The organism is Streptomyces sp. NPDC040589 (assembly GCF_055594445.1).
Map to the genome: position 1 here is coordinate 64,801 of NZ_JBVIWP010000001.1, position 13,112 is coordinate 77,912.

General features: G+C 73.1%; 9 protein-coding genes and 1 pseudogene. 3 read left to right on the plus strand and 7 right to left on the minus strand.

Annotated features, from left to right (window positions below; translation table 11 throughout):
* Nucleotides 1-14: 14 nt before the first annotated feature.
* The 3 genes from ACZ58V_RS00250 to ACZ58V_RS00260 all read right to left on the minus strand — a co-directional run bounded on the left by ACZ58V_RS00250 (nt 15) and on the right by ACZ58V_RS00260 (nt 5,600).
* Nucleotides 15-1,460 (minus strand): aldehyde dehydrogenase family protein, encoded by a 1,446-nt coding sequence (locus tag ACZ58V_RS00250; protein WP_471287678.1) that lies wholly within the window; start codon nt 1,458-1,460, stop codon nt 15-17.
* A gap of 113 nt (nt 1,461-1,573) precedes the next feature.
* A complete protein-coding gene (locus ACZ58V_RS00255; RefSeq protein WP_471287679.1) occupies nt 1,574-3,268 on the minus strand; it encodes a PucR family transcriptional regulator in 1,695 nt (564 codons plus the stop codon).
* Nucleotides 3,269-3,404: 136 nt separating this feature from the next.
* Nucleotides 3,405-5,600, minus strand: a complete 2,196-nt coding sequence (locus tag ACZ58V_RS00260; RefSeq protein WP_471287682.1) for an ATP-binding protein — start codon at nt 5,598-5,600, stop codon at nt 3,405-3,407.
* A gap of 253 nt (nt 5,601-5,853) precedes the next feature.
* On the opposite strand from ACZ58V_RS00260, the gene gabT reads away from it, so the two are divergent.
* Together gabT and ACZ58V_RS00270 are read left to right on the plus strand one after the other, a co-directional pair.
* Complete coding sequence (gene gabT / locus ACZ58V_RS00265; RefSeq protein WP_471287685.1) at nt 5,854-7,188, plus strand: 4-aminobutyrate--2-oxoglutarate transaminase; 1,335 nt, start codon at nt 5,854-5,856, stop codon at nt 7,186-7,188.
* A 193-nt stretch (nt 7,189-7,381) separates the two neighbouring features.
* Nucleotides 7,382-7,576 (plus strand): annotated as a pseudogene (locus tag ACZ58V_RS00270) (phosphatase PAP2 family protein); the annotation flags it as partial.
* A 41-nt stretch (nt 7,577-7,617) separates the two neighbouring features.
* Here ACZ58V_RS00270 and ACZ58V_RS00275 read toward each other — a convergent pair.
* Both ACZ58V_RS00275 and ACZ58V_RS00280 read right to left on the minus strand, forming a co-directional pair.
* On the minus strand, nt 7,618-8,220 hold the full coding sequence (locus ACZ58V_RS00275; protein WP_468195189.1) for a DinB family protein: 603 nt from the start codon (nt 8,218-8,220) through the stop codon (nt 7,618-7,620).
* Between the two features lie 29 nt (nt 8,221-8,249).
* Nucleotides 8,250-10,334 (minus strand): acyltransferase, encoded by a 2,085-nt coding sequence (locus ACZ58V_RS00280; RefSeq protein ID WP_471287687.1) that lies wholly within the window; start codon nt 10,332-10,334, stop codon nt 8,250-8,252.
* 66 nt (nt 10,335-10,400) lie between these two features.
* Between ACZ58V_RS00280 and ACZ58V_RS00285 the strand changes: the two genes are divergently transcribed.
* Nucleotides 10,401-11,063 carry a phosphatase PAP2 family protein gene (locus ACZ58V_RS00285; protein ID WP_468195182.1) on the plus strand — a complete coding sequence of 221 codons (663 nt, stop codon included), beginning with the start codon at nt 10,401-10,403 and terminating at the stop codon, nt 11,061-11,063.
* Nucleotides 11,064-11,079: 16 nt separating this feature from the next.
* Here the strand turns inward: ACZ58V_RS00285 and ACZ58V_RS00290 are convergent, their stop codons facing one another.
* Nucleotides 11,080-11,535, minus strand: a complete 456-nt coding sequence (locus ACZ58V_RS00290) for a bifunctional DNA primase/polymerase (protein ID WP_468195181.1) — start codon at nt 11,533-11,535, stop codon at nt 11,080-11,082.
* 149 nt (nt 11,536-11,684) lie between these two features.
* A complete protein-coding gene (locus ACZ58V_RS00295) occupies nt 11,685-13,103 on the minus strand; it encodes an NAD(P)/FAD-dependent oxidoreductase (RefSeq protein ID WP_471287689.1) in 1,419 nt (472 codons plus the stop codon).
* Between the last annotated feature and the right edge of the window lie 9 nt (nt 13,104-13,112).

A 13,112-nucleotide genomic window follows, 5' to 3' on the forward strand; every position in this document is an offset into this window, starting at 1 on the left:
ATGGTTCCCATGAGCTAGAGGTCGATTCCGGTCAGGACCAGCACGCGCTCGTAGGTGTAGTCCTCCATGGCGAACCGCACGCCCTCGCGGCCCACGCCGGACTGCTTGACGCCGCCGTACGGCATCTGGTCGGCACGGTAGGACGGCACGTCGCCGACGACGACACCGCCGACCTCCAGGGCCCGGTGGGCGCGGAAGGCGGTCTGGAGGTCGTGCGTGAAGACGCCCGCCTGGAGGCCGTACTTGGAGTCGTTGACGGCGGCGAAGGCCTCGGCCTCGCCGTTCACCTTCTGCACGGTGAGGACCGGTCCGAAGACCTCCTCGCAGGAGATCGTGACATCGGCCGGTACGTCGGCCAGGACGGTCGGCGCGTACGAGGCGCCGTCCCGCTTGCCGCCGGTGAGCAGCGCGGCACCGGCGTCCACGGCCTCCTGGACCCACGTCTCGACGCGCTGGGCGGCGTCCTCGCTGACCAGCGGGCCGACGTCGGTCGCGTCGTCACTCGGGTCGCCGGTGACCTGGGCCTCGACGGCGGCGACGACGCGCGGCAGGAGCCGGTCGTACACCGAGGCGTCGGCGATGACGCGCTGGACGGAGATGCAGGACTGGCCGCCCTGGTAGTTGGAGAAGGTGGCGATGCGCTGCGCCGCCCGGTCCAGGTCCTCGTCACTCGCCCAGTCGGCGAGGACGACGGCCGCGCCGTTGCCGCCCAGCTCCAGGGTGCAGTGCTTGCGCGGCACCGAGTCCATGATCGCGTAGCCGACCTTCTCGGAGCCGGTGAAGGAGATGACGGGCAGGCGCTCGTCCTGCACGAGAGCCGGCATCTTGTCGTTGGCGACGGGCAGGACGCTCCAGGAGCCCGCCGGCAGCTCGGTCTCGGCCAGCAGGTCGCCGATGATCAGGCCGGACAGCGGGGTGGCCGGGGCCGGCTTCAGGATGATCGGCGCGCCGGCGGCGATGGCCGGGGCGATCTTGTGGGCGCAGAGGTTGAGCGGGAAGTTGAAGGGCGCGATGCCGAGCACGACGCCCTTCGGGAAGCGGCGGGTGAGGGCCAGCCGGCCCTGGCCGCCCAGGTCGGTGTCGAGGCGCTGTGCCTCGCCGCCGTTGAAGCGCCGGGCCTCCTCGGCGGCGAACCGGAAGACGGACACGGCCCGTCCGACCTCGCCGCGCGCCCACTTCAGGGGCTTGCCGTTCTCGGCGGAGATCAGCCGGGCGATCTCCTCGGTGCGCTCGACGAGGCGCCTGCTGACGTGGTCGAGGGCGGCGGCCCGCACATGGGCGGGGGTGGCGGCGAACTCGTCCCGCACGGCGTACGCGGCGGCCACGGCCTCCTCGACCTGCGCGTCCGTCGGCACGCTCACCTTGCCGACGAGCCGCCCGTCCCACGGGGAGCTGACGTCGAAGGTGTCCTCGCCGGTGGCCTGGCGGCCGGCGAGCCAGAAGGCGTGGGTGGAAGTCATCTCAGTTCCGGCCCTTCGGCGTCGGGTGTGGTTCCTGTGCTGCGGGTTCCCACGGTAGGGGCGGGGTGGCCGAACGGCGTTTGTACAGGGTGTAGCAGTACCGGCCGCGAACACTACGGTCTGGCGGACGAGGCCGGTTCGGTGGTCGTCGCCTTGAGGGCCAGCCAGAGCTCCATCCGCGCGTCCGCGTCGTCCAGGGACCGGCCGAGGATCTCCTCGACTCGGCGCATGCGGTAGCGCAGGGTGTGCCGGTGGACGCCGAGGTCGGCCGCCGCCGCGTCCCACTGGCCGTGCCGGGACAGCCAGGCGCGCAGGGAGGCGACGAGGTCGCCGCGGCCCGTGGCGTCGTGCTCGTACAGCGGCCGCAGCATCCCGTCGGCGAAGGCCCGCACCGCGTCGTCCGCCAGCAGCGGCAGCACCGATCCGGCCGCCAACTGCTCGTGCTCCACCAGGACGCGTCCGCGCCGCCGGGCCACCGACAGGGCCTGCTCGGCCTGCTTGTACGCGGAGGAGGCGGCGATGGGCCCGGCCGGTGCCGACAGGCCCACGACCAGCTCGGCCTCCTCCCCGCCAGGCACCTTCTCGCGTACGCCCGCCCGGGCCGCCTCCAGGGCTGCCGCGTACTCCCCGCAGGCCGCCGCGGCGGCACCCCGGTCCGCTGCCAGCACCACCAACCGCTCCCCCTCGGGCACCACCAGGACGGCCTCGCCGGCCCGGGCCGCTGCGGACTCCATGACGTCGGCGAGCGCCGCGAGGGGGTCACCGCCGGTGTCGGCTGCTGCGAGCGCGGCGGCGGAGGGCCGGTCGACGGCCGGTGTGCCCGCCCGGGTCTCCGCACGGGTCAGCGCGGCCGACGCCGACACCGGCACCCGCTCCGCGACCAGCATCCGGAACGGCGCGTCCAGCAGCCCGCCGTACAGGCTCCCGGCGACCGTGCGCGCGTGGTCCGGCTCCCCGGCCAGCAGCATGCGCAGCACCGCCGCGCCGACCCGCTGCTCGGCGGCCTGGAGGGACCGGGAGCGTTCCGTGGTCAGGGTCAGCAGCGCTATGGCCGAGTGGACGGCATAGCGCTCGGCGGTGCCGAGGGCGGCGGCCGTACCGACCGCGAGGGCCGCGCGAGGGCGCCGGCCCGTGCCGATGGTGTGCAGCTCGACCCGGTCCTCGTTCTCCGGCCCGCCGACCACCGAGGAGGCGGGCGCGGGGCGTTCCCGCAGCCGCTCGACGTCGCCGGTGAGCCGCGCGGCCCGCCGGCCGGCCCACTCCGGTGCCGTGGCGACGACGGCGCCCGAGGCGTCGTACAGCGCCGCCCAGCCGTCGACCTGCGAGGCCAGCGCGGACAGCAGCCCTTCCGGTCCGCCGGTCTGCGCCTGCCGGGTCAGCTCGCGCTGGGCGGCGAACCCGGCCGTGACGGCCCGGTACTGGTCGGCGGCGATCGCGGCGGACACGGCCTTGCTGATGGCGAGGAAAGGGGTGCGGCGCGGCACCTCCAGCAGCGGCAGGCCCTCTTCCCCGGCCGCGTCGACGAGGGCCTTGGGCGTCTCCTCGTAGTTGACGCCTATGGCGAAGCCGAGCCCGACCACCCCGGCCCCGGTCAGCCGCCGCACGTAGCGCCGCATGGCCTCCGGGTCCTCGGCGTCCAGCTTGAGCGCGGTGATCAGCAGCAGTTCCCCGCCCTCCATGTAGGGCACGGGGTCGGCCAGCTCGCTGACGTGTGCCCAGCGCACCGGCACGTCGAGGCGGTCTTCGCCCGCCCGCACGGTCAGTTTCAGCGCGGAGTGGTGGACGAGCGAGGCGAGCGTCGGGGGCATGAGGCCTTCATGTCTGCGTCAGGGCTGTGCGGTGCTGTGTGATCTTTGTGCTCATTTGGCCGCCGCGTATGAACGACCTGTGATGATTCTGCCTCACCGTACGGTCCTCGCGTACCCACACCGGTGCCGGCAGGCGTCAGCCCCGCAGATCCACCAGCAGGGGTGGCGCGTGTTCGCCCTTCACATCGGTCAGCGACAACACCGCGTGCCCCGCCGGTACGCCGTGCGCCAGCTCGGAGGCTGACCAGCGCTCCCGCTCGACCTGCCGCACGGTCACCGCCCGCGCGGTCGGCGCCTTGCCGGTGATCACCCGGCGCAGCATGTGCACGGCCTTGCCCGCCGGGGTCTCGGCGATGATCTGCCGGTCGGTGACGTCCCGGGCCTCGATCCACTCCTTGCCCCACACCTCGGCGAAGTCCTGCCCGTCCCAGGGCGTCAGCCCCGACAGCGCCATCCGGCACCCGGTGGCCCCGAGCAGCGGTCCGCGCAGCGGCCTGGCCACGTCGTCCAGCGTCCGCAGGGTGAGCACGACACCGGCGTTGCCGGACCGCAGCCGCTGGATGCCGCGCACGGCCTCCGGCGTCACCACGCCGGTCGCGTCGTCCAGCACCAGGCAGGCGAACAGCGACCGGTCCTCGCGCACCGCGACACTCGCCGAGAACTGCGCGAGCACCAGCCGCGCCAGCATCCGGGAGGCGTCGGCGTGCCCGCGCTCGGGCAGATCGATCCGCACCCGCACGGGGTGGTCGAGGGCCTTGAGAGTGAAGGGCCGGGTGGCACCGGACGTGTCGAAGAACGAGGCGAAGGCGGGCCGGTCCAGCAGCGCGACCCGGTCCGCGAGCACCCCGCCGACATCTCCGGGCTGCCCCATCTGCCGCTCCCGGGCGTCGAGCTCCCGCAGCAGCGACTCCTGCCCGGAGTCCTGCAGCCCCTGCCGCAGCGCGGCGAACGGCCCGGGCGCCCCGTCCAGGAGCTGCCGCAGCTCCGGTACGGAGGGAAAACGCCCGTGCACGGCCCGGAACGGTCCGAGCAACTGGGCGAGAACGGTCGTGGAGCGCCGGGTGTCACTGCCCGGGTGCGGATCGGCGAGGTCCCCGACGAGTGCCTCGGCGAGCACGGCCGCGGCCTCGTCCGGGTCGGCGGTCCCGCCGTACAGGTCGAGGTCGTACTCGGAGTCCTGGTTCCCGATCCGCACGACGACGTCGTACGCGTCGGCCGGCCCGAGCCCCGCGCCCGCCCCACCGACCACGACCACGGCGGCCCGCCCGGCCAGCGCGTGCAGACACAGCGACTCGGCGAGCGGCCGGACGACGGTACCGGTCTTGCCTGACCCGGCGGGGCCGACGGCCACGAGCGAGGTACCGAGCAGATCGGGCCCCAGACCGAGCCCCGCGCCTCGGTAGGCGTACGGGTTACGGATGTCGTCGACGGTGGTCCCCAGCCGCACCTGGCCGGTGACGAGGTCGTGCCGGGCGAGGCGGGCGGGCAGGTCGCGCTCTCCGGAGGGGTGGAGGCAGGCGGCGGCGCCGTCCCGCAGGACGGTGGAGCTGAAGGTGGCGAGGCTGTGCCGTCCGGTGCGCACGCCCTGCCAGGCACGGAGGATCCGGGCGTGGTCGACGTCGCGCATGAGCCCCGAGCGCGCCTCGGCTGCGAGCCGCTCGGCAGCGTCGACGGCTCCGGCGGCGCGGAGCTCGTTCCACTGGGCCGGGTCGTCCTGAGGGTCCCGATGGGCCGTCTGGGGCTCCGGCCGGCGGAAGCGGGGGACGACGAAGCGGCGCCACACCTCGCCCCAGCGGCCGAGCCGGGCCACCCCGACCATGATCGCCAGGGCGACGAGCAACTCGTACCCCTGGTACACGATGAAGGTGCCGGTCTCGCCGAGATCGCTGTCGCCGCCGCGCCAGGCATCGGGAATGATCAGGTCGAAAGGCACCCACCACCAGTTGCCGAGGTACCCGTTCTGCAGCAGCGACCAGATCAGCCACCCCACCAGGAAGGCGATCAGCGCCCCGCTCAGCAACTGCCGGGTGGGGATCTCCTCGGGCTCCTCGGCGGGCCGCGGCCGGTGCCCGAACCGCCAGACGCCGGGTGCCGCGTCGGGCCTGGGCGTGCGCAGCCACGTCATGAAGGACGAGCCGTCGGGCACCGGCGGGGTCCCGGGCGCCCGCGTGGGCCGGGGCGGCACGGCCGGTCCGTCCGGGGGTGCGCTCCGGCCGCCCGGTGGCTCGCCGGGGCCGTTCGGTGGTGCCGAGGGCACCTCCGGCGCCCCCGCCGGACGCGGTACGGGGTTCGCATGCGTACCCCGCGCCTCCTGCGTCCCGTCGCTGTCCATCGCCCTTGCCCCCTGACCAGCCGCTCCGTCCACCATCAGCGTGCCAATCTAACGCCCTCCCCTGGGGAGTTCACCGCTTACACGGCCGGGTCGTGGGCAGCAGCCCACCAGAGCGCCATGTCCACCCCGGACAAGCCGCCCCTCCGACAACGCCCACATGGAGCATGCCCACCCCCCTTTCGCCGCCCTAGCCTGCGAGAAAAGAAGCCAAGCGTCCGCAAAAACACCGTCCGCACCACCCCAGGAGCCCCGCATGACCTCACTTCCGCAGGAGCGCCGCGTCGTCACCGCCATCCCCGGACCGAAGTCGCAGGAACTGCAGGCCCGCCGCACCGCCGCGGTCGCGCAGGGCGTGGGCTCCGTACTGCCCGTGTTCACGGCGCGCGCGGGCGGCGGGATCATCGAGGACGTCGACGGCAACCGGCTCATCGACTTCGGCTCGGGCATCGCCGTGACGTCCGTCGGCGCCTCCGCCGAGGCCGTCGTCCGCCGGGCCTCCGCCCAGCTCGCCGACTTCACCCACACCTGTTTCATGGTCACGCCGTACGAGGGGTACGTCGAGGTCGCCGAGGCGCTCGCCGAGCTGACCCCCGGTGACCACGCCAAGAAGAGCGCCCTGTTCAACTCCGGCGCCGAGGCCGTCGAGAACGCCGTCAAGATCGCCCGCTCCTACACCAAGCGCCAGGCGGTCGTCGTGTTCGACCACGGCTACCACGGGCGTACCAACCTGACCATGGCGCTGACCTCGAAGAACATGCCGTACAAGCACGGCTTCGGACCGTTCGCTCCCGAGGTCTACCGGGTGCCGGTGGCGTACGGCTACCGCTGGCCGACCGGCCCGGAGAACGCGGGCCCCGAGGCCGCAGCGCAGGCCATCGACCAGATCAGCAAGCAGGTCGGCGCGGAGAACGTGGCCGCTGTCATCATCGAGCCGGTGCTCGGCGAGGGCGGTTTCATCGAGCCGGCCAAGGGCTTCCTGCCGGCGATCAGCAAGTTCGCCTCGGACAACGGCATCGTCTTCGTCGCCGACGAGATCCAGTCCGGCTTCTGCCGCACGGGTCAGTGGTTCGCGTGCGAGGACGAGGGCATCGTCCCGGACCTGATCACCACCGCCAAGGGCATCGCCGGTGGTCTCCCGCTGGCCGCCGTAACCGGTCGCGCCGAGATCATGGACGCCGCCCACGCGGGTGGCCTGGGCGGCACCTACGGCGGCAACCCGGTCGCGTGCGCCGGTGCGCTGGGCTCCATCGAGACGATGAAGGAGCTCGACCTCAACACCCGGGCGAAGAGCATCGAGGCGGTCATGAAGGCCCGCCTCACCGCCATGGCCGAGAAGTTCGACATCATCGGCGACATCCGCGGGCGCGGCGCCATGATCGCCATCGAGCTGGTGAAGGACCGTGCCACCAAGGAGCCGAACCCGGAGGCGACCGCCGCGCTCGCCAAGGCCTGCCACGCGGAGGGCCTGCTGGTCCTGACCTGTGGCACCTACGGCAACGTGCTCCGCTTCCTGCCCCCGCTGGTGATCGGCGAGGGCCTGCTGAACGAGGGCCTCGACATCATCGAGCAGGCCTTCGCCCGTATCTGACACGGCAGTCGCGCATCTGAGCCGCCGTCGGGGCAGGTGAGCCGTCCCGGTTCCGCTCCCGGGGCGGCGAGCGGCAGAGCGTGTGAAGAAGGTGTGCGAGGTGGATGACAGGCGACCCTATGGCCTGTCCTCCACCCAGCCCCTGTCGTAGGTTCTAACCAGATGAGAGATACACCCCCACCCACAGGGGACTGTGGGTGACATCAGGCCGGGGCCTCCCCAGCTTCGACCTGGTCGTGCCCTCGCGCACACAACCGGAGCCCGAGGCTCTGGATCTCCTCACCGATCGGACAGTCGCCCGCCCCAAACCCCCCGGGGCGCGCGACGTTCCGGTCCGGACGGCCGCCTCGGAACCACCCCCCCTGTTCCGGGGCGGCCGACCTCCCTCTTCTTCTCCCCCCTTCCCTTCCGCCGCGGCCGCGAGCCGGATCAGCTGTCATCGGCCTCCCGTGCGACGCGCTCCAGCCGGCGCCGGTGGTTCTCCCACCAGTCCTGATCGCCTTCCGGCATGTTGTCGGTGCTCTTCGTCAGCCCGACACTGCCGTCGATGAGTTCGCGCACGATGTCGGCATGGCCCGCGTGCCGCTGCGTGTCGGCGATCACCCGGACCAGGATGTGGTGCAGCGTCACCTCCCGGCGCTCCTCGGGCCACCACGGGACGTGACCGGTCGCGTCCAGTGCCAGCTTCTCGATGGTGCGGTTCGAGTGCTCCCACGCCGCGCGATAGAGCCCCGCGATCTGCTCGCGCGACTCGTCCGCGGTGGCCCACATGTCCGCGTTGGGTTCGGCGTCCTGCGTGTACCACCAGGGCGGGGGCGGTTCCTCGACGAAGTACGGCCGCCCGAACGTGTCGCCGAAATACCCCAGCTCCACCCCGGCGACATGCTTGACCAGGCCCAGCAGGTTGGTCCCGGTCGGCGTCAGCGGACGGCGGATGTCGTACTCGGAGAGCCCTTCGAGCTTCCAGAGCAGAGCGTCGCGGGCGTCCTGGAGGTATCGGAGCAGGTCGGCTTTCGGGTTGGGTTCGGTCATGCGGGGAGTCTGGCACCCGGCACTGACAATCAGCCGGGCAGAGCGGGCTCCGGACGGTGGATGCCACGCGGGCGGTAGCCCAGGGCGTCGGCGACACCGACGACATCCGCGAGCAGCCAGATGATCGCGAGCCACATCTCCGTGCCATGGAGGCCGGGGTCGCGGCCCGGTCCTGTGCCGTCGGGGGCCAGGCCGAAGGCGAAGCCCTGGCCGGGATGCCAGCGGCGCAGGGCGGCGGTGAGCTGGGCCGCCGCCCAGGAGCGGGCCTCTTCACAGCGGTGGGTGGTCTGCCGGGCGCAGAGCCAAAGGGGGTGGATCACGTCCAGGACGTTGCAGGCGTTCTCGCGGCCGGGTGCGAAGTGGCGGGGGTCGCGGGCGTGGTCGAGGACCGTGTCGATCACGCGCTCGGCGTACGGCACGGGCAGGCCGAACTGGGCGAAGGAGCCGCGGGTGAGCCGGTAGTAGCCGTTGACCATCTGGAGGTGTCCGTCCCGCGGCGTGGGCGAACCCCACATGCCGGTACGGCGGTCGACCCGGGTGTGCAGCCGGCCGAACAGCGCCTCCAGCGCCCCGGGCGCGGCCGCTTCCACTCCGAGGCGCAGGTTCCAGTGTGCGGCGGTGGCCCAGGAGTCGACCCACGCACCGGCGTGCCAGGCACGGTCGTCCCAGGGCAGTTCGGCCAGGTGGGAGACCAGTCGGTCGGCGGTGGTGCGGCGGACCGCGTGGACGGGGTGGGCGAAGGAGCTGCCGAGCAGGTCCAGCGCGTACCCGACGCACAGCACGTGATAGGCCGGGGCCCCGTCGTCCGGTACTCCGGCCGGGCCGGGGAGCGGCGGCGGTGCGCCGTACTCGGGTATCAGGCCGGTGGCCGGGTCCTGGAGGCCGCGCAGTCGTGCCACGTGCTCGGCGGCGGGCAGCTGGGGCGGCGCCTCCCCGAGGAGGAGGTCGGCGATCTCGACGGCGTCGCAGTGCGCCCGCACGGTGGGCTCGGCGCCGGGCCGGTCGACGTACCGGCGGGTGTCCGGTTGCCGGCAGCGGTCCAGCACCTCGACCGCCTGCGCACGGGCCGCCCCGGCGAACGCCGAGAGCGCCTCGACGAGGGCGGGGGTGCCGGTGGGACGCGGCGCCACTCCGTGCGAGGTCCGGGGAGCGTGACCGAACCCGTCGTCGGCGGGCCGCTGATCCCCACCGCGCGGTGCCGCACCGACCGTGCCCGCACTGCCGGGCGCAGCCCTGTCCCCTGCCGCGCTGCCCGGCACCGCACCTTCCCCTACCGCGCTGCCCAGCACCGCACCTTCCCCTACCGCGCTGCCCGGCACCGCACCCTCCCCTACCGCGCTGCCCGGCACCGCACCCTCCCCTACCGCGCTGCCCGGCACCGCACCCTCCCCCACCGCGCTGCCCGGCACCGCACCCTCCCCCACCGCGCTGCCCGGCACCGCACCCTCCCCCACCGCGCTGCCGGGCAAAGCGGTTCCCGCTGCGGCACTGCCGGGCGCCGCGCTCGCCTCCGCCCCACTGCCAGGCCCCGTTTCGCGCGGATCGCGGCGGTCCCTGATGCGGCGGGCCGGGTTGCCGGCCGCCATCGTCCAGGCGGGCAGGTCCTTGGTGACGACCGCGCCCGCGCCGATGACGCAGTGGTCGCCGATGGTGACGCCGTCCAGGACGACCACGTGCGAGCCGATCCACACGTCGTCGCCGATCGTGATCCCGCGGCTGGTGACCGGCTGCCGATGGACCGGCAGGTCGGGCGCGGTCCCGTGGTTGAAGCCGAGCAGCGAGCTGTGGGCGCCGACGCGTACGCCGTCCCCGAGGGTGACGGTGCCGCGCACCACGGTGAAGGGGTTGATCGTGCAGTCGGCGCCGGCGCGTATGGCGCCGGTGACATACGCGTGGGCCGCGATGTACGAACGGTCGCCCAGGTCCAGGTGGTCCGGGTACACGGCGGCCGTCTCCGCGACGAAGCAGCCCTCGCCCAGCCGTACCGCCCCCGCTCCCGCGAGGAGTCGCTTCCGGCGCTGCTCCTGTGCCGCGCGCTGTGCCTGCGACGCCTGCTCGGCGTAGAGCCACGGGCAGTGGTCGAAGAGGCCGTCGTCGCTCTCCGGCTGGTTCACGTGATCCTCCACGGGGGTCGCGCGGGGTGGGCAAGGAACATCCGTGCCCGTGCCAAGCTGTGTCCCATGCCGATCTCCGGGAACCAGGTTCGCGACGAGCCCACCGCGACATACTCGCGCGTCCTGGCCCTCCTGCTCAGCCTCCCGGCTCTGCTCTTCGTCCTGATCACCTGGCAGGTCGTCGCCGACGGCCCGCTCATCCGCCTCGACGAGCGCGCCAGCCGCGAACTCGTCCACCCGGACCGCTACTCCGAACTCCTCGCCGACCTCGGCAACGTCCAGGTCGCGGTCCCGGTCCTCGCCGTGGCCCTCGGATACGTCGCGCTGCGGACCCGCCGTACGGGACGCTGGTGGCTGCCGGTCACCGCCGCTGCCCTCCTCATGGCCCTGGTCCCGGCGCTGATCATTCCGCTGAAGGACCTCACGGACCGCCCGGGCACCCCGGCCGTGCCGCCGGGGACCGGCTACTACCCCTCCGGCCACACCGCCACGGCCGCCATCGCCTACGGCTGCTCGACCCTGCTCCTGCTCCCCCGGCTCCGCACCCCCCTCGCCCGCGGCGCCCTGGTCGCCGTCTGCGCCGCCCTCGTCCTCGGCGCGAGCTACGGCCTGGTCCGCCGTGGCTACCACTGGCCCCTGGACGTGGCGGCCAGCTGGTGTCTGTGCGCGGTGCTGCTCTCCTCGCTGTGGCTGCTTCTGAGGCGAGGGACCGCCGAGCAGCCGCGGTGAGTCACGGCCACGTGTCCTAGCCGTCCCTTTCCGTGGCCAGCCGCGCCGCCGCATCGTGCATCGCCAGTTCCAGCAGCGTCGGGTCCGTCAGCATGCCCGAGCCGTCCGGCGGGATCAGCCAGCGGACGCCGCCGGGTGAGGAACGGCCCGGGTACGGCACGACGATCCAGGTGCCGGCGCCCGCCGTCCTGATGCCCGTGCCGAGCCAGCGGGCCGCGGTGCCCGGCGGCACGAAGAACCCGATGCGCTCGTCGCCGAAGTCGACGAGCACGGGCCCCGGCCGGTCGAGCACGCGGGTGAGCACGTCGAGCGTGGCGTAGCCGAGGTCTCCGGGCAGGATGAGCACGTCCCAGGCGCCGCCGGCCGGCAGCAGCGCGACCCCGAGCGGGTTGCGCTCCCACTCCGAGCGGCAGGCCTCGGGGTCGGGTGCGGCGGATGCGAGCCACTCGACCGCCGTCTTCGCACCGGTCATGAGGAGACCCCCTGTTCTCTCGTGAAGCCCGTGAATCTCGCGGACGCGCGGCGCGTCCCGAGGGCGTCACGAGGGAGAAGGGGGTCTCAGTAGGTCATTACGCGTGTTTCGGCTCCTCGTTGGAGTGAACCGGCTCACACCCCGCTCGATCAGCTGTCGAAGCCCAGCCCCAGCCGGTCCATCGTGCGCAGCCACAGGTTGCGGCGGCCGCCCTGGGCGTCCGCGCGGGCCAGGGACCACTTGGTGAGGGCGATGCCCGTCCAGGCGAAGGGCTCCGGGGGGAAGGGGAGGGGCTTCTTGCGGACCATTTCCAGTTCCGTGCGCTCCGTGGGCTCACCGGACAGCAGGTCCAGCATCACCTCGGCGCCGAAGCGGGTGGAGCCGACGCCCAGGCCGGTGTAGCCCGCCGCGTAGGCGACCTTCTTCTGGTGGGCGGTGCCGAAGAACGCCGAGAAGCGGGAGCAGGTGTCGATCGCGCCGCCCCAGGCGTGGCTGAAGCGGACGCCCTCCAGTTGCGGGAAGCAGGTGAAGAAGTGCCCGGCGAGCTTGGCGTAGGTCTCCGGGCGGTCGTCGTACTCGGCACGGACGCGGCCGCCGTAGGGGTAGATCGCGTCGTAGCCGCCCCACAGGATCCGGTTGTCGGCGGACAGGCGGAAGTAGTGGAACTGGTTGGCGCTGTCGCCGAGTCCCTGGCGGTTCTTCCAGCCGATCGACGCCAGATGGGCGGCGGTGAGCGGCTCGGTCATCAGGGCGTAGTCGTAGACCGGGACGGTGTACGAGCGGACGCGTCTGACCAGGTTCGGGAAGATGTTCGTGCCGAGGGCGACCTGGCGGGCGCGGATCCGGCCGTAGGGGGTGCGTACGGCCATACCGGGGCCGTACGGCTTCAGGGTCAAGGCCGGGGTGTGCTCGTAGACGCGGACGCCGAGCCGGAGGCACGCCTGCTTGAGGCCCCAGGCGAGCTTCGCCGGGTGCAGCATGGCCACACCCCTGCGGTCCCACAGGCCCGCCTGGAAGGTGGGTGAGTCCACCTGCTCCCGCACGGCGTCCGCGTCCAGGAACTCGACGCCCTCGGCGAGGCCCCGCCGGGCCGTCTCCTCGTGCCAGTCGCGCAGTTCCGCCGCCTGGTACGGCTCGGTGGCGACGTCGATCTCGCCGGTGCGCTCGAAGTCGCAGTCGATGGAGTGCCGGGCGACGGCCGCCTCGATGGCGTCGAGGTTGCGGGTGCCGAGCTCCTGGAGCGTGTGGATCTCGTCGGGCCAGCGGGCGAGGCCGTTGGGCAGGCCGTGGGTGAGGGAGGCGGCGCAGAATCCGCCGTTGCGGCCGGAGGCGGCCCAGCCCACCTCGCGGCCCTCCACCAGCACCACGTCCCGTCCCGGGTCGCGTTCCTTGGCGATCAGCGCCGTCCACAGTCCGCTGTAGCCGCCGCCGACGACCAGCAGGTCGCAGGTCTCGGAGGTGGTGAGCGCGGGTTCCGGACGGGGCCGGCCGGGGTCGTCCAGCCAGTACGGGACCGGCTGGACGTCGGAGAGCGAACGAGTCCACTGATTCATGGCGCTCGGGGCCATGATTTCAAC

Coding starts and splice junctions, on each gene's coding strand:
- ACZ58V_RS00250 (WP_471287678.1), bottom strand. CDS start 1,460: ATGACTTCCACCCACGCCTTCTGGCTCGCCGGCCGCCAGGCCACCGGC.
- ACZ58V_RS00255 (WP_471287679.1), bottom strand. CDS start 3,268: ATGCCCCCGACGCTCGCCTCGCTCGTCCACCACTCCGCGCTGAAACTG.
- ACZ58V_RS00260 (WP_471287682.1), bottom strand. CDS start 5,600: ATGGACAGCGACGGGACGCAGGAGGCGCGGGGTACGCATGCGAACCCC.
- gabT (WP_471287685.1), top strand. CDS start 5,854: ATGACCTCACTTCCGCAGGAGCGCCGCGTCGTCACCGCCATCCCCGGA.
- ACZ58V_RS00275 (WP_468195189.1), bottom strand. CDS start 8,220: ATGACCGAACCCAACCCGAAAGCCGACCTGCTCCGATACCTCCAGGAC.
- ACZ58V_RS00285 (WP_468195182.1), top strand. CDS start 10,401: ATGCCGATCTCCGGGAACCAGGTTCGCGACGAGCCCACCGCGACATAC.
- ACZ58V_RS00290 (WP_468195181.1), bottom strand. CDS start 11,535: ATGACCGGTGCGAAGACGGCGGTCGAGTGGCTCGCATCCGCCGCACCC.
- ACZ58V_RS00295 (WP_471287689.1), bottom strand. CDS start 13,103: ATGGCCCCGAGCGCCATGAATCAGTGGACTCGTTCGCTCTCCGACGTC.